General features: G+C 62.1%; 20 protein-coding genes. 9 read left to right on the top strand and 11 right to left on the bottom strand.

The features are described 5' to 3' along the window. Positions 1-2: 2 nt before the first annotated feature. From ACWGTO_RS20250 to ACWGTO_RS20215, 8 genes are all read right to left on the bottom strand, one after another. Complete coding sequence (locus ACWGTO_RS20250) at positions 3-758, bottom strand: molybdopterin-synthase adenylyltransferase MoeB (protein ID WP_454576574.1); 756 nt, start codon at positions 756-758, stop codon at positions 3-5. 100 nt (positions 759-858) lie between these two features. After that, positions 859-1,998 carry a DNA replication/repair protein RecF gene (gene recF / locus ACWGTO_RS20245; RefSeq protein ID WP_454576573.1) on the bottom strand — a complete coding sequence of 380 codons (1,140 nt, stop codon included), beginning with the start codon at positions 1,996-1,998 and terminating at the stop codon, positions 859-861. Positions 1,999-2,055: 57 nt separating this feature from the next. Next, on the bottom strand, positions 2,056-3,174 hold the full coding sequence (dnaN, locus tag ACWGTO_RS20240) for a DNA polymerase III subunit beta (protein WP_454576572.1): 1,119 nt from the start codon (positions 3,172-3,174) through the stop codon (positions 2,056-2,058). Positions 3,175-3,374: 200 nt separating this feature from the next. After that, positions 3,375-4,919: a chromosomal replication initiator protein DnaA gene (dnaA, locus tag ACWGTO_RS20235; protein ID WP_454576571.1), complete on the bottom strand. Its 1,545-nt coding sequence runs from the start codon at positions 4,917-4,919 to the stop codon at positions 3,375-3,377. Between the two features lie 847 nt (positions 4,920-5,766). Beyond that, positions 5,767-6,033: a 30S ribosomal protein S20 gene (gene rpsT / locus ACWGTO_RS20230; RefSeq protein WP_023681995.1), complete on the bottom strand. Its 267-nt coding sequence runs from the start codon at positions 6,031-6,033 to the stop codon at positions 5,767-5,769. 239 nt (positions 6,034-6,272) lie between these two features. Then, positions 6,273-7,046, bottom strand: a complete 774-nt coding sequence (locus ACWGTO_RS20225; protein ID WP_454576570.1) for an enoyl-CoA hydratase — start codon at positions 7,044-7,046, stop codon at positions 6,273-6,275. Between the two features lie 41 nt (positions 7,047-7,087). After that, positions 7,088-7,978: a bifunctional DNA-formamidopyrimidine glycosylase/DNA-(apurinic or apyrimidinic site) lyase gene (gene mutM, locus ACWGTO_RS20220; RefSeq protein WP_454576569.1), complete on the bottom strand. Its 891-nt coding sequence runs from the start codon at positions 7,976-7,978 to the stop codon at positions 7,088-7,090. Beyond that, a complete protein-coding gene (locus ACWGTO_RS20215) occupies positions 7,971-9,212 on the bottom strand; it encodes a phosphopentomutase (RefSeq protein ID WP_454576568.1) in 1,242 nt (413 codons plus the stop codon). The genes mutM and ACWGTO_RS20215 overlap by 8 nt, the downstream gene beginning before the upstream one ends. 150 nt (positions 9,213-9,362) lie before the next feature. Between ACWGTO_RS20215 and ACWGTO_RS20210 the strand changes: the two genes are divergently transcribed. After that, positions 9,363-10,319: a phosphate/phosphite/phosphonate ABC transporter substrate-binding protein gene (locus ACWGTO_RS20210; protein ID WP_454576567.1), complete on the top strand. Its 957-nt coding sequence runs from the start codon at positions 9,363-9,365 to the stop codon at positions 10,317-10,319. 10 nt (positions 10,320-10,329) lie between these two features. Here the strand turns inward: ACWGTO_RS20210 and ACWGTO_RS20205 are convergent, their stop codons facing one another. The 3 genes from ACWGTO_RS20205 to ACWGTO_RS20195 form a co-directional block, all read right to left on the bottom strand. Then, entirely contained in the window at positions 10,330-10,950 is a 621-nt protein-coding gene (locus tag ACWGTO_RS20205) for a TadE/TadG family type IV pilus assembly protein (RefSeq protein ID WP_454576566.1), read from the bottom strand. Positions 10,951-10,987: 37 nt separating this feature from the next. Beyond that, positions 10,988-11,602, bottom strand: a complete 615-nt coding sequence (locus ACWGTO_RS20200; RefSeq protein WP_454576565.1) for a TadE/TadG family type IV pilus assembly protein — start codon at positions 11,600-11,602, stop codon at positions 10,988-10,990. A gap of 151 nt (positions 11,603-11,753) precedes the next feature. Continuing rightward, complete coding sequence (locus ACWGTO_RS20195) at positions 11,754-12,176, bottom strand: pilus assembly protein N-terminal domain-containing protein (RefSeq protein WP_352587230.1); 423 nt, start codon at positions 12,174-12,176, stop codon at positions 11,754-11,756. Positions 12,177-12,530: 354 nt separating this feature from the next. On the opposite strand from ACWGTO_RS20195, the gene ACWGTO_RS20190 reads away from it, so the two are divergent. The 8 genes from ACWGTO_RS20190 (at position 12,531) to ACWGTO_RS20155 (ending at position 20,658) form a co-directional block, all read left to right on the top strand. Beyond that, entirely contained in the window at positions 12,531-12,710 is a 180-nt protein-coding gene (locus ACWGTO_RS20190) for a Flp family type IVb pilin (protein WP_454576564.1), read from the top strand. Between the two features lie 191 nt (positions 12,711-12,901). Next, a complete protein-coding gene (locus ACWGTO_RS20185) occupies positions 12,902-13,420 on the top strand; it encodes an A24 family peptidase (protein WP_454576563.1) in 519 nt (172 codons plus the stop codon). Positions 13,421-13,627: 207 nt separating this feature from the next. After that, a complete protein-coding gene (cpaB, locus tag ACWGTO_RS20180; protein WP_454576562.1) occupies positions 13,628-14,443 on the top strand; it encodes a Flp pilus assembly protein CpaB in 816 nt (271 codons plus the stop codon). Beyond that, a complete protein-coding gene (locus ACWGTO_RS20175; RefSeq protein WP_454576561.1) occupies positions 14,440-15,984 on the top strand; it encodes a type II and III secretion system protein family protein in 1,545 nt (514 codons plus the stop codon). The genes cpaB and ACWGTO_RS20175 overlap by 4 nt, the downstream gene beginning before the upstream one ends. 13 nt (positions 15,985-15,997) lie before the next feature. Next, complete coding sequence (locus ACWGTO_RS20170; protein ID WP_454576560.1) at positions 15,998-16,735, top strand: CpaD family pilus assembly protein; 738 nt, start codon at positions 15,998-16,000, stop codon at positions 16,733-16,735. Positions 16,736-16,790: 55 nt separating this feature from the next. After that, entirely contained in the window at positions 16,791-18,074 is a 1,284-nt protein-coding gene (locus ACWGTO_RS20165) for an AAA family ATPase (protein WP_454576694.1), read from the top strand. Positions 18,075-18,103: 29 nt separating this feature from the next. After that, positions 18,104-19,615, top strand: a complete 1,512-nt coding sequence (locus tag ACWGTO_RS20160; RefSeq protein WP_454576559.1) for a CpaF family protein — start codon at positions 18,104-18,106, stop codon at positions 19,613-19,615. 29 nt (positions 19,616-19,644) lie between these two features. Continuing rightward, positions 19,645-20,658 (top strand): type II secretion system F family protein, encoded by a 1,014-nt coding sequence (locus ACWGTO_RS20155; RefSeq protein ID WP_454576558.1) that lies wholly within the window; start codon positions 19,645-19,647, stop codon positions 20,656-20,658. Positions 20,659-20,664: the final 6 nt, after the last annotated feature.

The raw sequence follows: 20,664 nt of genomic DNA, 5'->3' as shown, positions 1-20,664 counted from the left end.
GCTCAGGTTCTCTTATAGCGGATCGTATCGAAATGCGCCGACAGCGCATCGTAGAGCAGCAGCCGGCCGACCAGCGGTTCGCCGATGCCCGTGATCAGCTTGATCGCTTCCATCGCCTGCAGCGTGCCGATGACGCCGGTCAGCGCGCCGACGACGCCGGCAACGGCGCAGGAGGGTACCAGCCCTTCCGGCGGCGCTTCGGGAAAGAGGTCGCGATATCCCGGGTTCGGTCTGCCGTCGGCGCCGGTCTCGAACGGCATCAGCACCGTCACCGAGCCGTCGAAGCGGCCGACGGCGGCATGCACCAGCGGCCGCCTTTCCGCCGCGCAGGCATCGGCCACGACGTAGCGCGTCTCGAAATTGTCGGAGCCGTCGACAACGATGTCGTAGCGCGCAATGAGGGCAGCGGCATTGTCGGCCGTCAGCCTGAAATCGTGCAGTTCCACCGCTACATGGGGATTGATGCGGGCTATGGCCGCTTTGGCGCTTTCGGTCTTGGCCGTGCCGATCGTGTCGGTGGCGTGGATTACTTGCCGTTGCAGATTGGAAAGCGAGACGGTGTCGTCGTCGACGATGCCGAGCGTGCCGACACCGGCGGCTGCAAGATATTCCAGCACCGGCGCGCCGAGCCCGCCGGCGCCGATGACCAGCACTCTGGCCCGCTTCAGCCTCTGCTGGCCGGCGCCGCCGATCTCCGGCAGCACTATGTGGCGCGCATAGCGCTCAAGCTCTTCGTCGGTGAGGGCGGCAGGGGTCATTGCCGAACCATATAGCGGGTAAAAAACCTTGTCAGGCCCTAATGCATGTCGCCCAAATGTGTGTAGCGGTTTTGGGACAACGATATGCATAAACAAAGGTTTAGACTGTTGGTCCAACCGTGCCGTGGTCGACCGTGAGGAACTGCGCGCGTCCCCTCAGGCTGGAAAACAGCGCCGCATCGGTTCCGGTCATGAAGGCCTGGCAATTCAAGTCTTCCAGGATCGAGAACAGCGCGGCGCGCCGGCCCGCGTCGAGATGCGCGGCGATCTCGTCGAGCAGCAGGATCGGCGTCATCCCCGACATCTCGCCGGTCAGCCTCGCATGCGACAGCACCATACCCACCAGCAACGCCTTCTGCTCGCCGGTCGAGCAGAGTTCGGCCGGCATCGCCTTGGGGCGGTGGCGCACGAGAAGATCCGAACGGTGCGGACCGTCCAGCGTGCGTCCGGCGGCGCGGTCGCGCTCGCGGCCATCGGCGAGGGCGGCGCGATAGCGTTCCTCGACGTCGACGGCTGGCGAAGTGGCCACATCGCTTTCCAGGTCGCCGAACAGACTGATATCGGCTTGCGGAAACGGCCCGCTGGAAGGCAGCCTGTCGATCATGGCGGCGAGCAGGCGCACAAGTTCGGCACGCGCGGCGGCGATCGCTACGCCGGTTTCTGCCATCTGCGTCTCGATAGCCTCGAACCAGGCGCCGTCACGCGATCCTTCTGTAAGCAAACGGTTACGGCCGCGCATCGCCTTTTCATAGTCGAGCGCCCGCTGGCCGTGGCCGGGATTGATCGCCAGCACCAGCCGGTCGAGAAAGCGCCGCCGGTCGGCGGCGGGTCCCGGAAACAGGCCGTCCATGGCTGGTGTCAGCCAGACGACGCGCAACCACTCCAGCATGGCGTCGGCCGAGCGCGCAGGCGCGCCATTGATGCGCACCTTGCGGCCGCCTTCACCGGCGGTATCCCCACCGGTGATGCCGGTGCCGATCTCGACCTGACCCTCCGGCCCGTCTAGCCTTGCATGCAATGCAAAACCGCCATCGCCACCTTCGCGCGCAACGTCGGCATAGGGCGCACGGCGCAGGCCGCGGCCTGGCGTCAGCAGGGAAATGGCCTCCAGGAGATTGGTCTTGCCGGCGCCATTGTCGCCGGAAAACACCACGGCGCCCGGGGAAAGGTCGATCGACAGCGCCGCATAGTTGCGGAAATTAGTAAGTATTAGCTTATTTATATGGCTGGGCTGAGGCAACCGCTATCCGCCTGTAGAAGTCGCCGCAATCGTGATGTAGCCAGTGCGCCGCAGCGGCTACACCCGCATCGGCATCAGCACGTAAAGTGCGGTCTCGTCGGCCATGTCGTGGATCAGCGTCGGCGAGCCGGCATCGGCCAGCATGAACTTCGCTTCCGTACCGGTCAATTGCGCGGCGACGTCGAGCAGATATTTGGCGTTGAAGCCGATCTCGATCGGGTCGGACGAATAATCGGCCGCCAGTTCCTCGGTGGCGCTGCCCGAATCCGGATTGTTCACCGCAAGCGTGATCTGGCCTTCGGTGATCGAAAGCTTCACCGCGCGGCCGCGTTCGGAGGAAATGGTCGAGACGCGATCGACGGCGGCGGCGAAGCTTTGCCGGTCAATGATCAGCTTCTTGTCGTTGCCGGTCGGGATGACGCGCTGATAGTCTGGGAAGGTGCCGTCGATCAGCTTCGAGGTCAAAACCACGCTGCCGATAGTGAAGCGGATCTTGGTGTCGGACAATTCGGTGGTCACCGCGACATCGGGATCGTCGACCAGCTTCTGCAACTCGCTGACGGTCTTGCGCGGAATGATGATGCCCGGCATGCCCTCGGACCCAGCCGGGGCATCGATTTCGGCGCGCGCCAGGCGGTGGCCGTCGGTCGCCACGGAGCGCAGCTTCAGCTTGCCGCCCGTCTCATGCGTGTGCAGGTAGATGCCGTTCAGATAATAGCGCGTCTCCTCGGTGGAGATGGCGAACTGCGTCTTCTCGATCAGGCCTCTCAAGGCGACGGAATCGAGCCGGAAGATATGCGAGAAGGATCCGGCCGAAAGCTCGGGGAAATCGGACTGCGGCAGGCATTGCAGACGAAAGCTCGAGCGGCCCGACGTCACCGTCATGGCGTTGCCGTCCTCGTCGGTCTTCAGCATCACCTCGGCGCCGTCGGCGAGCTTGCGCACGATGTCGTAGAGCAGGTGCGCCGGAACCGTCGTCGCCCCGCCGCGCTCGACCTTTGCTGGTGTCGCTTCGGTTACTTCGAGGTCGAGGTCGGTGGCTTTCATTTCAAGGCTGGCGCCCTCGGCGCTGAGCAGCACGTTGGACAGGATCGGTATGGTGTTGCGCCGTTCGACCACGCGATGAACGTGGTTGAGCGACTTCAGAAGATTTGACCGTTCCAGGATAACACGCATGACGAAACAGGCTCGCTTGAATGAATGAACGGGTCACCAGTGGGCGGCGCCCCGCGAAAGGTCTGAACAGGCTCAGAATCTACGCAAACTGACAGGAAAAAGCCAATAAACGCAAGCCTGCGCCACCGGTTCGCGCCGGTTACGCAGGCTTTCTGGGGATAAAGCTGGCGAACCCTGCCAACCGGCTACTATCGCGCCGCTCAGGCCTGGTCGTTGATCAGCCTGCGCAACAGTTCCAGCTCCTGCGCCAGCGTGTTGTCGACGCCGGAAAGGTCCTCGATCTTGCGCACGGCATGCAGCACCGTGGTGTGATCGCGACCGCCGAAACGCCTGCCGATCTCCGGCAGCGAACGCGGCGTCATCACCTTCGACAGATACATGGCGACCTGCCGCGGCTTGACGATGGTGCGCGTGCGCCTGTTCGACAGAAGCTCTGTTTTCGACACATTGTAATGGCGCGCCACGATGCGCTGGATGTCCTCGATGCGCACCCGCTTCGGCTCGCCGGAGCGATAGATGTGGCCGAGGATTTCATCGATGCGGTCGATGGTGATTGCCGGCTCGAACGACTGACGGAACAGAAGCTGGTTGAACGCGCCTTCCAGTTCACGCCCGCTGCCGGTCACGGTGCGGGCGACATGGTTGAGGATCTCCTCCGAAATATCGAGCGACGCATCGTCGACCTTGGCTGTCGCAAGCCGCAGCTGGAGCATGCCGATGCGCATGGCGAAGTCCGGCGCCGACATTTCGAGCGCGACACCGCCGTTGAGGCGCGAACGCACGCGCGGCTCCAGCGATTCCAGTTCCGACGGCGGCCGGTCGGCGGCGACCACCACCTGCTTGGCGCTATCGAGCAACATGTTGATGAGATGGCAGAATTCATGCTGGATCGACTTGCCCTGCAGGAACTGCATGTCGTCGATGATCAACAGGTCGATGTCGCGCAGCTGTTCCTTCAGCGTCAGCGCATTGTTGTCGCGGATCGCAGTGGCGAAGCGCCACATGAAATATTCGGCCGTCAGGTAGACGACGCGCGATTTCGGGTTCTGTTTGAGCGACTCCGCTGCGATCGCCTGCAAAAGGTGCGTCTTGCCGAGCCCGACGGTGGCATGGAGGAACAGCGGATTGAAGCGCACCGCGCTCGACTGCGATTCCGCCACCGCTTTGGCGGCAGCGAAGGCCACCCGGTTCGACGGGCCTTCAATAAAGGAACCGAACGTGTAGCGAGGATCAAGCGGGGACCCCAGCACATTGTGCCGGAACTCGGCCTCGATCGGCGTACCGGGGCGAGGGGCGGGCGCCCGCTCCACCCGGCCCGGACCCGCCGTTCCGGCCGCCAGTGCGGTCTGCGTCTGCTTGGTCATCTTGCGCGCAGGCACGGCTTCGGGCTCGACGCCATTGCGTGCCGGACGGGTCGCGGTGCGCACCACGATCTCGATCTTCAGGACCTCTGGATCCTCGTGCTTCCACAGATCGGCGATGAGATCGAGATAGTGGCCATTGATCCACGAGCGCAGGAAGGCCGTGGGCACCGAGATGCGTACAATGCCCCGGGAAGCCTCCGCCACCTTCATCCGCCCGAACCAGCTCGAATAGACCTCGGTTCCCAGACGCGCTTTCAACTGGGCCTTGACCCGGTCGAACTTCTGGTCCGCGTCGCTGGAAGCCGCCATGTCGTGCGCTCCGACCAATGTTCCAGGAAATGGCAGGTCGCCCGTAAGATCCCGCTCGATGCCGCTCTGCATGATTGTGCGTCCCTTGTTCTTTTGTACCTTTTCCGCCGGGAGTGCGCCTCCTGCACCCATGTTTCCGACGACCGTATCTTCGTTACAACACCACCGCCGCCGCCGGCGATGACGTTGCCTCGTCAGCAAGGGATCGATCCCGGCTGCTTAAAGCCAGTCCGTCTGACATGTTCGGGCAAAGCGACACCACCCGGCGAAAACGCCGGTGCGCCATCGATCTGCCATGTACAAATTACGCCAGTCCCCTACCGCATCGAAAAGACAAACCATACCCGTTCGCGGAATTGATCCGCGTCATGAATTCCGCCACTGTGAGCTGGCCGATTCAGGCTGGGTTATGGGCTAATGGCCCGTCCCTTTCGATGGACAGACCTTACCGAAATCGCTGTGGATAGGGCAAGGCCACGTCTAACGGATTTTTAAGGAATCTGGTTACTGATGAAGGGTTCGGGTCCCGTCCTGGAACCGCAGATTTTGACAAAGCCATTGTGATTCAAACCCTTTTGCCGCGAATATGAAAATGGCTGTGCGGTTTGAAATTTTCTGAAATAATTCGCTTGACACCAACTTGCCGCCTGTCGCCCACAGGCGATGTGAACAAGCTGTGGATCACTTCCAGCAAGTCATTGAAAAATATCAGTAATTTGTGACAGCCAAATTTATTGGCGTGGGCCGTTTCAGCGGATTGGAAGATCACTGGCAGTGTATGTGCCGGCAAACCATTCCGAACTCTGGAATACAGGCCGGGCGCGATTTGCGGGCGTTCTTTTTTAAGTGCTTGCCGGCAAACGAAAAAACCCGGCGCGATTGGCCGGGTTTGAAAGAACGACAGTTCAGGAACAGTCGATCAGGCCGACAGTACCTTGAGGCGGTGAGCCAGGCGCGACACTTTGCGCGATGCCGTATTCTTGTGGATCACGCCCTTGGTCGCGGCGCGCATCAATTCCGGCTCTGCGGTCTTGAAGGCTTCCAGCGCGGCTGCCTTGTCGCCGGCAGCCAGTGCCTCTTCGACCTGGCGGACATAGGTGCGCACGCGCGAGCGGCGGTTCTTGTTGATCGCTGCGCGGCGGGCGATCTTGCGCGTTGCCTTTTTGGCCGAGGAGGTATTGGCCATGATGCCTCTCTTCTGATCTGGTGAGCGCATGCGGGATGCCGCAGGGCGCAAAAAACAAACGGGCAGCCAACGGCCGCCTCAGTTGGAGCGGCTTATAGTTCAGCTTTCCCGGCACGTCAACGCCGCTTTGGCTTCTTTTTGGCCTCTGCCGCCGGAGCATGATGCCGAAAACTGTGAAGCGGCTTTCTCGGACAAACGGGAACCGTTTTGTCCAGGCATCACGCTCCAACGGATTGACGTTAGCGGTTGGTGAAATTCGGCTTCCGCTTCTCGGCAAAGGCCGCCATGCCTTCCTTCTGGTCGTCGAGCGCAAACAGCGAGTGGAACAGCCGGCGCTCGAAGCGCAGACCCTCGGCCAGCGTCGTCTCATAGGCGCGGTTGATGGCCTCCTTGGCCATCATCACCGAGGGCAGGGAAAATTCTGATATCCGCGCCGCGGCCTTCAATGCTTCCTCGACCAACTCGGCGGCCGGCACGACGCGCGACGCCAAGCCGCTCCGCTCGGCCTCGGCGGCATCCATCATCCGCCCGGTCAGGCACATGTCCATCGCCTTCGACTTGCCGACAAAGCGGGTGAGCCGTTGCGACCCGCCCATGCCGGGAATGACGCCGAGCGTGATTTCGGGCTGACCGAACTTGGCCGTGTCGGCGGCAATGATGAAATCGCACATCATCGCCAGCTCACAGCCGCCGCCCAGAGCATAGCCGGCGACAGCCGCGATCATCGGCTTGCGCGTGCGTGCGAATTCCTCCCAGCCGACGAAAAGATCCTGCACATAGGCGTCGGCGTAGGCGATGGTCTGCATTTCCTTGATGTCGGCGCCCGCCGCAAAAGCCTTCTCGGAACCGGTGATGACAATGGCGCCGATGCCGGGATCGGCATCGAAGCCCTTTGCCGCCGCCAATATGTCCGCCAGCACCTGGGCATTCAGCGCGTTGAGCGCCTTGGGCCGGTTCAGCGTGATCAGGCCGACCTTGCCGCGCGTCTCCACAATGATGGTTTCATAGCTCATGGGCTGGCCTCCACGTTCCGCATTGAAGAGACCGGTCTAGCTCACCGCTGACAGGTCCGGCAATAGAAGGTCGAGCGGCCGCTTTGCACGATGCGCTCGATGTGGCCGCGGCAGCCAGCCGTCGGACAGGGCTCACCCTCGCGATCGTAGACCGCGAAAGAATGCTGGAAGTAGCCCAGCGACCCGTCTGTCTGTACATAGTCGCGCAACGACGATCCACCGGCGGCGATCGCATCGGCGATGACCGAACGGATTGCCTCGGCCAGTCGTTCACTCTGTTCCCTGGCCTTCTTGCCGGTACCGGCGATAGTGCCCGCCTCGCGCAATGGCGACAGGCCGGCACGCCACAGCGCCTCCGACACATAAATATTGCCGAGCCCGGCAATCAGCTTCTGGTCGAGCAGAGCCGCCTTCAACGGCGATCTGCGGCCCTTCAGCAGCGAGGCGAGCAGGACGCCGTCCAGCGCATTGCCGGTCGGTTCGACACCCAGTCCCGCCAGCATTGGATGCGCGTCGGCCAGTCCTTCCGCAAACAGCATGAAGCCGAAGCGGCGCGGATCGTTGAAGATCACGCGGGACTGGACGCCGGCTGGCGACACGACTTGGAACACGACATGGTCGTGCTTGGCATCCTTCGAGCGCTCGTGATGGAACGCGCCCGGCGTCGCACTGTCACCAGCGGTTTCGATACGAAACGAGCCCGACATGCCGAGATGGCAGATCAGCACCGGACCGCCGTCCAGATGCATGGTCAGATATTTGGCGCGGCGGCCAAGCGCGGTAATGGTCTTGCCGGTCAGCCGCTGCGCAAACTTCGCCGGAAATGGAAATCTGAGATCAGGCCGGCGCACCTCGACACGCACGATGCGCGTGCCTTCCAGAACCGGCTGAAGGCCACGCCGGACCGTTTCGACCTCAGGCAGCTCAGGCATGATTGCCTATCGTCGCATGGAAGGAGGTACCGTGTCGGCCGCGCGCCAGCTTGAGATGTTCGGCCACGGTCTCACCGATATCGGCGAAGGTGGTTCTGAGCCCGATGTCACCGCCGGTCAGACCCGGTGCGATGCCAATAACCGGGATGCGTTCACGCGTGTGGTCGGTGCCTCTCCATGTCGGATCGTTGCCATGATCAGCGGTGAGAATGAGCAGATCGCCTGGCTTCAGTTTCACCAGCGCCTCGGGCAGCCGGCGGTCGAAGGCTTCGAGCGCCGCCGCATAGCCGGCGACGTCGCGGCGATGGCCGAACTCGGTGTCGAAGTCGACGAAATTGGCGAACACCAGGTCGCCGTCGCCGGCATCGTCCATCGCGCCCAACGCCTTGTCGAACATTGCCATGTTACCGGGCGCCTTGCGCACTTCCGAGATACCGCGGTGGGCGAAGATGTCGCCGATCTTGCCGACCGCGATCACCCGGCTTCCGCGCGCTGTCAGCCGGTCGAGCAGCGTCGGCTCGGGCGGCGGCACGGCGTAGTCATGGCGGTTGTAGGTGCGCTCGAAGGTGGCCGTTGTTTCGCCAAGGAAAGGCCGTGCGATCACCCGTCCGATTTTCAGCGGGTCGACCAGCCGGCGCACCGTCCTGCAGAACTCGTAGAGCCGCTCCAGGCCGAAATGAACCTCGTGCGCTGCTATCTGCAGGACAGAATCGACCGAGGTGTAGCAGATCGGCTTGCCGGTACGGATGTGCTCCTCGCCGAAGCGCTCGATGATCTCCGTACCCGGCGCATGGCAGTTGCCGAGAATGCCCGGCACCTTGCCCTCGCGGATCATCGCTTCGGTCAGTTCGGCAGGGAAGGCGGGTACCGTATCGGGGAAATAGCCCCAGTCGAAGCGCACCGGCAGGCCGGCGATTTCCCAGTGACCCGACGGTGTATCTTTTCCGCTCGAAATCTCCTGCGCGGCGCCATGGAAGGCGGAGGCTGAAACAGCCCCGGCCTTGTTGTCGAACCGGAAGCCGGTTGCGGTTTCCGCGGCACGGCTGAGACCGAGCGAAACCATGTTGGGCACCAGAAGCGGTCCCTTGCGCAGGCCGTCGCGATCGCCGCGGCCGTCCGCGCAGCCTTCAGCGATATGTCCGAATGTGTTCGAGCCGGCGTCGCCATAGCGTTCGGCATCGGCGGCGCCGCCAATGCCGAAAGAATCAAGAACGAAGAGGAAAGCGCGCGCCATAGGTGCCGTCATTGCCAGTCTGGGTGACCAGACATAAGGTCCCGTCGCGGCATTGGCAAATCGCAAACCAGGCGGCAGTGGCTTGGTGCACTGTACGCATCCTTGCGGGTGCGACGTGCTTCGAGGAACGGCGGTACGAGGCATGGATCGATGAGACGGGCGCATCTCGCGATAGGGCCGGGTTGGAGGGCATTGGCGACCACCGTGGCGTTGCTGGCCTTGCCGCACGCCGCGCACGCCGACTGGCGCGACCAGATCGGGACGTTTCGGATCGGCATCGTTGCCGAGCCGGGCGCCGGCAACACGGTTCCGGGTCTGGCTCTGCTGACAGACGCCTACGGCAAGGCGCTCGGCATGAAGGTGGAATTCGTCGTCGCGCATGACTATGCGGCGCTGATCGAGGCCCAGGCCAATGCCAGGATCCAGTATGCGGTCTATTCGGCGACCGCCTACGCCACCGCCTCGGAGCGTTGCGGCTGCGTCGAACCTCTGGTGGCGCCGGCCGATGCCGACGGTGCCACCGGCATCCGTTCCGTGCTTTTGACGCGCGACAGCAAGCTTCCCGATCTCGCAGCCATGCAAACGCACCGCATAGCGATGGCGCCTTCCGATAATGTCGGCGGTTCTCTTCTGCCGTTCGCCGGGCTGGCCGCTGATGGCATCAAGATCAGCCAGGATGCGCAATTCCTCACTCATGCCGGCTCGGCCGCCGCTGCCGAAGCGATGCTGGTCGATGGCCAGGCCGATGCCGTGTTCGGCTGGGAGCGGGCCGCGGCGGGAAACCGGACAGCGATTGCTGGCGATCAGGCGGCTGGCCCGGACGGCACGGCGGCGCGGCTGGAGGCGGCGGGGATTCCAGAAGCCGCGCTCCAGGTCATCTGGACCTCCGGCCTGCTGCGATACGGTCCCCATGCCGTCCGCAGCGATCTCGACCCCGAGGCCAAGCGCCGGTTGACCGTGTTCCTCACCAATCTCAGATCGCAGTCGCCGGAAGTCTACGATCTCGTGGAATCGAAACATTCCGGCGGCTTCATATCAGCCGCCTCTGACGACTATGCGATGGCAACGGCAATCGTGCGCCTGCTGTCGGACGGCAGCGGCCAGTAGATCCGGCGCTTCAGCAGTTGCTGCAGGGGATCGTCGTGCTCCGGCGCGGCCTGAGGTAATAGGTCTCGCCCATCGTTATCTTGTCGAAGGCCGAGGTCAGACCAAGTCGCTTTTCGCTGTCGGCAGACCAGGTGACGATGGGCTTGTAGGCGAGCTGGCTTTCGACGCGGATGAGGAAAGTGTCAGCGATCTTGAGCGTGGCGGGAACTGTCGTGATGGTGTCCTTCGCGGCGTCGACGGTATAGGTGCCCTCGACCAGCTTGCGCGACCATACGACCTTCACCTTCGGCGGCGTCTCGGTCGTGACCTGTATCGCCGTGACGATGATGTTCGGCGTTGAGCGATTGTAGGGCTGCAGGGTCGAGGTGCCGATCTTCATGATCGCATCGATATCGGCAGCTGTGACGGTTGTCTGCTGCGTGACCAGGTCCGCGACCATAGAACCGATGCGGCTGACCTTCTTGCTGGTCTCGATGGCCTGCGAGGCCTCCATGGTTACGAAATACATAACCAGGAGCACAGGCACGATAAAGGCGAACTCGATGGCCGCGACGCCGCGGCGATCCGAGCAGAATCGCGTCGCTCTTGCCCAGATACCCGAAAATCCCTGATGTGCCCCCGCACGATACATGCCTGTTTCCCTTTTAAGCCAAAATAACGCTGAGTTCTCAGTCGTCGAACGGTTCGTTCTGCCAGGTCACCGATGCGAAATGCAGCGTATTGCCGTCTTTCAGATTGGCCATCGATTTGGCCATGAAATCGGTCATGACCGGCCATTTGTAGAAGACCCTCAGCATGTTCTTCGATTCCGCCAGGCCCGGCGTCACGGCGAAGCTCATCGAATTCGTGCCTTGCGTCAGCACGATCTCGCCATTGACGATCTTGAAGCCAGCCGTGGCGGCATCGGCAAAGGTCGGATATTCGCGCAGATCCACCAGCAGTCCGGGGCAGGTCTTGGCGACCATGATCTCCAGTCTGGTGCAGATGAGATCCCGGAGCTTGGTCCCGGTCAGGTCGGCCGGCTTCAACTGGCCGGTGCGCACCTGGCGCGCGACGTCGTCGGTGATGTTGGCCATCACCTCCTGCCCGGCAAATGAAATGCAGCTCTCGAGGATGGCGAAGACGAGAAGCGCAAACGGGATGGCCAGCATGGCGAATTCCATCGCCGTGCTGCCACGACGATCACCAAGAAAGCGGCGGGTAAAAGTCACGAGTCCCGCCTTGGCCGGCGCGATCTCGCGTCCTGAATCCTCGTCCACACGCCCGTCCAAAACGTCGCCCATGTCTCGTCCCTGCCGATCCCGATGCGGTACCGTCAACATTAGCGAGAACCCATTGAGGTCCGGTTTGGATGACCGTTAAATTTGGCGGGAAGACATTAACCCGCCGCTAACCGATGCGACGTTTCGAGGAAACAGCGAGCAGCCCAGACGCTTACTGGCCGGCGCTCATTTCGGCTTCGGAGGTCTTCTCCGACTCGCTCTTGAACGAGCTCTCGCAATAGGGCGTGCAGGACATCGTCTGTACCGAAGCGCGCCTGTAGATACGCACCGACGATGCGTCCTGGCGCACCACCGTCACCTGCTCGTCGATGATCGGGCTGCCCTCCTGGTCGAGGACAACCAGATTGGTGACGCCGAACCCCTTGCCCGTCAGCACGATCGTCGATGCATCCTGGACGGAGGCGTCGGCAATCGCCGGATTGCCGACGACGATGGTGTCGGCCGGGCGTGTCAATTTGACGATCTTGGCCTGATTCATCGTCACTTCGATGCCGGCCCCGGCCTTGGCCGGCAGCACAAACGCCGGGACAGCGAGGAGCGCGGCAAGCAGGAATGACGATTTCATGGCGGTCATCGAAGCGCTCCATGGCGGCAACTTGTTCAACGGAACATGAACGAGATTGGTGAACCAACGGTTAAACCGATGACCGGGCCTGGGTTATCCGTGCGCATTTTGTCCATGGCTAATATAAAGAGCGTCCCGCCGATAGCCGCGAGGTTCTAGCTTTCGCGGCCTTTTCATGGGCAGGCGAGCCGCTGTCTGGCGTTTAGTTTACGGTTAACCACGCAAGCTGTTCGGGGCGCGAAAGGAATCGGTAAGGCTGTTTATTAAGCCGATTGAAAGAGCTTCTCCCTAGATTGGCAGCATCCGATCAACCACCACAGAAGTTGACGGAAGTGCTGTAACACGTGGAGTAGGAGCTCTCGAATGTCTAATCTCATCGCACGTTTCGTGAAGGACGAGTCCGGCGCGACCGCTATCGAATACGGTCTGATCGCCGCTCTCATCGCACTTGCCATCATGGTCGGTGCTGGTTCGCTCGGCAACGCCCTGGGCGTGAAATTCAACGACATCGCCACTGCCGTTTCGACCGGCAACGCTCCGTAATACATTACGGATCAGCGATTGTTTGGGAACAAGGGCCGCTCTTTGCGGCCCTTGTTTCATTTGTGCGATGCGCGGGAACTGAACCCGCATTTCGCAGGCGACACCAGTAAATTTGAGATCGCTGCCTCATCAATCGTTAATCGAACCTGTCTAGGCTGAAGCCCGATACATCTGACCAAGGCGCCGCGCCGATGCTTGAAGCCCTGATCTTCGTCGTCTTTCCCTTTTGTATGCTCTTTGCCGCGATCTCCGACATGCTGTCGATGACGATCGCCAACCGCGTGCCGGTGTTGTTGCTGGCGGTGTTTGCCCTGGTTGCGCCGCTGACGGGCATGGACTGGGCAACCTATGGCTGGCATTTCGCTGCTGGCGCCCTGGTGCTGGCCGTGACGTTCGGTCTGTTCGCGCTTGGCGGCATGGGCGGCGGCGACGCCAAGCTGCTCGCCGGTACCGCCGTCTGGATGGGGTTCAACAATCACCTTGTCGAGTATCTCGTGATCTCGACATTCATCGGTGGCCTGCTGACGCTCGCCATTCTCGTCTATCGGAAATCGCCGCTGGCGACTTACACCAGCCACAATCCGTTCCTGCGCCATTTCGCCGACGACACGACTGGCGTTCCCTACGGCATTGCGCTCGGCATTGGCGGGTTGCTGACCTATCCGGATTCACCCTTGATGGTATGGGCATTGGCAAGGCTGGCGACGTGATACTGCAAACCTCTTTGCCGCTCCGGCATCAATGACAAAGAGGCGGCTTGGCCGCCTTTTTGTTTGTCGCAGCGTTGAATGCGTCTAATTTATGTAAACCTTAAATTAATCACGATCGTAAGCATTACATTAACCTTGTTTTGACGATTGCGGCTGCAAAGTCCGGCCTGGCTAGGTGGTTTTGCCTAAAGGCGAGGGTTCGGACAGATGCCAGCATCCCGACTGATCATTCTGGGCGTAGCGGTGGCTGCGGCGGGTGGTGCAGGTTACGTTGCGAAGAACATGGTGGCGGTCTCCCCGCGCCAGCAGGTCGTCGTCGACGCGCCTCAGGCGCCGGCCATCGCCTTGCAGGACGTGCTCGTGCTTTCCGGCGACGTCGCCATGGGCAGCCCGCTTGAGAACAACATCAGCTGGGAGTCCTGGCCGGCCGAAGGGATCAACGCGAATTTCATCACTCGCGCCGCCGAACCCGACGCGCTGGACAAGCTGAAAGGCTCCGTCGCCCGCGTTGCGATGTACACCGGCGAGCCGTTGCGGCGCTCCAAGCTGATCGGCGAAGGGCAGAGCTTCATGTCGTCCATCCTGCCCACCGGCATGCGTGCCGTCGCCACCGCGATCTCGGCCGATACGTCGGCAGGCGGCTTTATCCTGCCAAACGATTTCGTCGACGTCATCATGACCCGCAGATCCGACACGGGTAATGCCGGCAGCGGATTCACCACAGAAACCATCCTCAAGAACATCCGCGTCCTGGCGATCGACCAGACCATCCAGGAGGACGAGGAAGGCAAGAAGACCAGGGTAGGACAGACGGCGACGCTGGAGCTGACGCCGCAGCAGGCCGAGATCATCACTGTCGCACAGCAGATGGCCGATCGCCTGACGCTGGCGCTGCGCTCGATCACCGACAACAAGGAAAAAGGGACCGATGAAGCCGACTACCTCGTTTCCGGCAATGGGCGGCGCGGAACGGTGCGGTTGATCAAATCGGGCGAAGTTTCCGAAGTAGGGGCAAGGAAATGAGGTTAATCGCTAAACTGCCGATCACCATGGCTGCGGCAATCGGCCTGCTTTTCCTCGGAGCCAATGCAAGTGGCCTCCTCGAGGCCAAGGCCGCCGGCAAGAGGGCCGGAGTCACGGCTTCAACTGCCACGCAACGCGTCAAGCTCGGCCTCAACAAATCGGTGGTCATCGACCTGCCAAGCGACGCCTACGACATTCTTGTCGCCAACCCCGCGGTCGCCGATGCGGTGACCCGCACGGCAAGGCGCATCTATCTGTTCGGCAAGGCCGTGGGCGAAACCAACATCTTCGTCTTCGGTCCCAATGGTGAGCAGATCGTCAGTCTGGATCTGGCCGTCGAACGCGACGTCGCCGGGTTGGACGACTATCTCAAGCGCTTTCTGCCGACGGCCGACATCAAGGTCGAGTTGCTGAACGACAACGTCGTCCTGACCGGCACGGTGGATACGCCGCTCGATGCCAAGCGCGCCGTCGATCTGGCAACCATCTTCGTGTCCGGCGGTGAAGCGACGACCGGCCAGTATTCGCAGACCGCGGCCGGTGGCAATGCCAATGGCGGCGTCGACATCAACAATCCGGACGCCGAGCGCCGGGTCTCGAAGATCGTCAACCTGCTGCAGATCATCGGCGACGACCAGGTGACGCTGAAGGTGACCGTGGCCGAAGTCAGCCGCTCGGTGATGAAGCAGCTCGGCGTCAATATGGTCGGCAACGGCAGCATCGACGGCATTTCCTACGGTGCGCTGAGTTCGCCCAACTACGGGCTGGGCAAACCGCTTTCGCAGAATTCGGCGCTGAATCTGCTGGGTGACGGGCAAGGCAATGGCCTTCAAGCCTACATCAACGCCATGGAGCAAAGCGGCGTCATGAAGACGCTTGCCGAACCGACCCTCACCGCGGTTTCGGGCGAGAAGGCAACGTTCAGGGCCGGCGGCGAATTCAATCTTATCACCGCACGTACGAACAATGTTTCGACCGATAACCAGACCGGCCAGGTAACCTACACCAACGAAAAGCTCGAATACGGCATAGGCCTCGAGTTCCAGCCCGTTGTGCTGTCGGCGGGCCGGATCAGCCTCAAGGTCAGGACCTCCGTGTCGGAGCCGACCATGGAAGGTGCGGCCACCCTGGAAGGCATCGCCAACTTGCCCGGCACGACGCTCCTGTCGATCCGCAAGAGGCTTGCCGACACCACCGTCGAATTGCCGTCAGGCGGCTCGATGATGATCGCCGGCCTGGTTCGCGACGACGTCCGCCAGGCCGTATCGGGTCTGCCCGGCCTGGCCAAGATCCCAGTGCTCGGCACGCTCTTTCGCAGCCGCGATTTCGTCCGCAACGAAAGCGAGCTGGTAGTCATCATCACGCCCTATCTGGCACGGCCGGTGGCGCGCAACGATCTGGCCAAGCCGGACGACAATTTCAATGCCGCCGGCGATGGCCCGGCCATGTTCCTTGGCCGCGTCAACCGCGTCTACGGCACCATGCAGACCGACAAGCCCAACGGCCGCTACCACGGCGTTGTCGGCTTCATCTACAAGTAAGCGGGGAGCGGACATGTCTCAGTCAGCATCGAAGGCAATGGCGGTCGCCGCAACAGTGCGGTCCGGTGGTGCCCGGATCCGCCGATCGGCAATGCCGATCCTGGCGATCGCGATCGCGGCCTCGCTCGCCGGTTGCGCCAAGCGCGACAGCATCACGGTTGGGGCAATCCCCGACGATTATCGCACCACGCATCCGATCGTGATTGCCGAGAAGAACCAGAAGATCGACCTTCCGGTCGGCGCCGGTGATCGCGGCATGACCGGCTCGCAGCGCGACACGCTTCTGGGCTTCCTCGACGGCTACGACAAGAGCGCCGCTCCGGCGCTGACGATCGCAACCCCGATCGGCTCGGCCAACGAGGTGGCAGCGACTGCCGCGGCGCGCGATTTCGCCAGGCTGGCAATTGCCAGCGGCATCAAGCGAAACCGGATCGTCGTGACCTCCTATCAGTCGGTTTCCCCGGAAGCCTCGGCGCCTATTCGCGTCTCCTATATTTCGGTCAGAGCCCAGACCGACAAATGCGGGCGCTGGCCCGAGGACCTGTTCGAGACCTCGGAAAACAAGCACTACGCCGATTACGGCTGCTCGTCCCAAAACAACCTCGCCGCGCAGCTCGCCAATCCGGCTGATCTGCTCGGGCCAAGAAAGTCGACGGATATCGACGCCGAGAACCGCGGCGCGGTGATCGACGTCTATCGCGGCAGAGGTATTTCGGACGAATTCCTCGGCAATTCGGAAGTGACGTACTAGGAGTGCCAGTACCGCGTAGAGACTGGAAAGAGAAGTCACGGAAAGAAGCATGACGATGAGCAATCTTGCCTACGACACGCCCGTAGACGGCGGCGACAGCTCGCAAACGGATATTGCCGCGATGCAGGCGCTGCGGCCGGTCCCGCGTATTTCGATACAGGCATTTTGCGAGACGGAAGGTGTCGCGCATCCGGTCGAGCGGGCCGCCGAGGATCGCCGCATGGCGAAGGCGCATCTGAAAGTGCATATGGGCGGCATCGCCACGGCGATCGAATTCTACCAGTCGGCGCCGACGCCGAACCTGATCCTGCTGGAATCGCGCAGCGAACCGAAGCAGCTGCTGGAGCAGCTTGCCCAGCTTTCCGAATATTGCGATCCCTCCTCGAAAGTCGTGGTGATCGGCCATTACAACGATGTCGGGCTTTACCGCGAACTCATCCGCTTCGGTATTTCCGAATATGTCATCGCGCCGGTGTCGATGGCCGATGTCGTCTCCGTGGTGTCGTCGATCTTCGTCGATCCGGAATCCGAGCCGATCGGCCGCTCGATCGCCTTCGTCGGCGCCAAGGGCGGCGTCGGCTCGTCGACCATCGCCCATAATGTGGCGTGGGCGATGTCATCGCTGTTCAAATCGGAAGTGGTCGTCGCCGATCTCGACCTGGCTTTTGGGACGGCCAACATAAATTTCGACCAGGACCCGGCGCAAGGCATCGCCGAGGCCGTGTTTTCGCCCGAACGGGTCGACGAGGTCTATCTCGACCGGCTGCTTGCCCAGTGCGCCGATCACCTATCGTTGCTTGCTGCGCCCTCCACTCTCGAACGGGTCTACGACTTTGATCCCGATGCCTTCACGCAACTCATCGACACCGCGCAGCGCAGCGTACCGCTGCTGGTGCTCGACGTCCCCCATGTCTGGACCGGCTGGACCAAAAACACACTGATGAAGGCCGACGAGATCGTCATCACGGCGACACCGGAACTGGCCAATCTGCGCAACACCAAGAACATGGTCGATATGCTGCACCGGCTTCGCCCGAACGATCCGCCGCCGAAGCTCATCATCAACCAGGCCGGCGTGCCGAAACGCCCCGAGATCTCCGCTTCCGACTTCGCCGAACCGCTCGGCATCACGCCGATGTCGGTTATCGCCTTCGACCCGTTGCTGTTTGGAAACGCCGCCAACAACGGCCGCATGCTGGGCGAGATGGATGCCAAGAGCCCGGTCGTCGGCATGATCAATGAAATCGCGCATGTGCTGACCGGCCGCAGCGAAATCAAGGCCAAGAAGAAGGCAGGCCTTGGCGGTCTGCTCGGCAAGCTCTCGCGCAACAAGAAATGACGCTTCTCAAGCGGAATTGGTAGTCGATCATGTTTGGTAAAAGAGGCTCCGACGACGGCGGCCGGTCCACCCCGGAATTCCGTCAGCCAGCACCGCCGCCTGCGGCCCCGGCGGGTGCGAAGCCTGCGGACACGGCGGTTCTTGCCCGGCCCGCCGCAGCGCCGCCGCCTGCTGCGCCGGCGATGCCGCCCGCTCGCCGTGCCGTTGAGGCGCCGCCGATGGCGCCGGAGCCGGCAAGAAAGGTTCAGCGCGAGCGCAGCGAGACCTATTACGACACCAAGAGCCAGGTCTTCTCCGCGCTGATCGACACCATCGACCTGTCGCAGCTCGCCAAGCTCGATCCCGAGAGCGCCCGGGAAGAAATCCGCGATATCGTCAACGACATCATCGCCATCAAAAATTTCGCAATGTCGATAGCCGAGCAGGAAGAGCTGCTCGAAGACATCTGCAACGACGTGCTGGGCTACGGCCCGCTGGAGCCCTTGCTCGCCCGCGACGATATCGCCGACATCATGGTCAACGGCTCCAAGAACGTCTACATCGAAGTCAACGGCAAGGTCGAACAGACCGGCATCCGCTTCCGCGACAATCAGCAGCTGCTCAATATCTGCCAGCGCATCGTCAGCCAGGTCGGCCGCCGGGTCGACGAATCGAGCCCTATCTGCGACGCCCGCCTGCCCGACGGCTCCCGCGTCAACGTCATCGCTCCGCCGCTGTCCATCGACGGCACCGCGCTCACCATCCGCAAGTTCAAGAAGGACAAGCTGACGCTCGACCAGCTGGTCAGGTTCGGCGCGATCTCGCCGCAGGGCGCCGAGATCCTCAAGATCATCGGGCGCGTCCGCTGCAACATCGTCATCTCCGGCGGTACCGGCTCCGGCAAGACGACGCTGCTCAACTGCCTGACCAACTATATCGACCGCGAGGAACGCGTCATCACTTGCGAGGATTCGGCCGAGCTGCAACTGCAGCAGCCGCATGTGGTGCGTCTCGAAACCCGCCCGCCCAATCTGGAGGGCGAAGGCGAGGTGACCATGCGCGACCTGGTCAAGAACTGCCTGCGCATGCGGCCCGAACGCATCATCGTCGGCGAAGTGCGCGGACCGGAGGTTTTCGACCTGCTGCAGGCGATGAACACCGGCCATGACGGTTCAATGGGAACGATCCACTCCAACAGCCCGCGCGAATGCCTGAACCGTATCGAATCGATGATCGCCATGGGCGGCTATTCGCTGCCGCAGAAGACCGTGCGCGAAATCGTCGTCGGTTCGATCGATGTCATCATCCAGGCGGCGCGCCTTCGCGACGGGTCGCGCCGCATCACCCACATCACCGAGGTGATCGGTATGGAAGGCGACGTCATCATCACGCAGGATATCGTGCTCTACAACATCAAGGGCGAGGACTCGAACGGAAGGCTGCTTGGCGAGCATGTGTCGACCGGCATCGGCCGACCGCATTTCTGGGATCGCGCCCGCTACTATGGCGAGGAACAGCGCCTCGCCAATGCGCTGGAATCGATGGAGAAACGCGCTGACTGACGCATCTGGAGGCGTGGGGACCGAGGTTGATGTTCGGAATTGACACCACTGTATTGGCGTTCATCGCGCTCGCCGGCTTCAGCGCCGGCGCGGTCGCCTATGCGTTCCTGTTCACCCGGATCAGCAACGAGAAGCAGGCCGGCAAGCGGCTCGAGACGATCAAGGCCGCCGAGACCGATCGTTCGGTCGTCAGGGCTTCACGCGACCGTGCCGCTGAGGCGGTCAAGCGGCGCAAATCCGTTCAGGATTCGCTGAAACAGCTCGATGAAAAGCAGAAGACCAACGAACGCGTTGTCAAGAAGCCACCGCTGAAGGCCCAGATTCGTCAGGCCGGCATGCAGGTCTCGATGGAGCGTTTCTATCTCTACTCCGCCTTTTGTGGCATCGCGCTGACGGCGCTTGCCTATTTCGCCGGGGCGCCGATGCTGGTCCTGCCAGGCGCCCTGCTGGCCGGCGCGCTCGGCCTGCCGCGCTGGTTCGTCTCGTTTCGCCGTGCGCGCCGGGTCAAGGCGTTCCTCAACGAGTTTCCCAACGCCCTCGACATCATCGTACGCGCCGTCAAATCCGGCCTGCCGCTCAACGACGCCATTCGCCTGATCGCCAATGAATCGCCGGAGCCGGTCAAGACCGAGTTCCGCCGCATCGTCGATTCACAGCAGGTTGGCATGTCCATCCCCGATGCCACCTTGCGCATGGCTGAAACCATGCCGTGCAGCGAGGCAAGCTTCTTCGGCATCGTCATCCAGATCCAGTCGCAGGCCGGCGGCAACCTCTCCGAGGCGCTGGGCAACCTTTCGCGCGTGCTTCGCGATCGCAAGAAGATGAAGGCCAAGGTCCAGGCGCTGTCCATGGAAGCAAAGGCGTCGGCCGTCATCATCGGCGCGCTGCCTTTTGTCGTCGCCCTTCTCGTCTACCTGTCGAGCCCGAATTACATCATGCCGTTGTTCACCACGAGCACCGGCAATCTGATCCTGGGCTGTGCCGGTGTCTGGATGTCGATCGGCATTCTGGTGATGCGCAAGATGATGAACTTTGAGGTTTAGGCCCGA

Source organism: Mesorhizobium sp. PL10 (assembly GCF_053714315.1).
The sequence above is the reverse complement of the archived record's forward strand: the minus strand, read 5'-3'. Positions and strand labels throughout refer to the sequence as shown.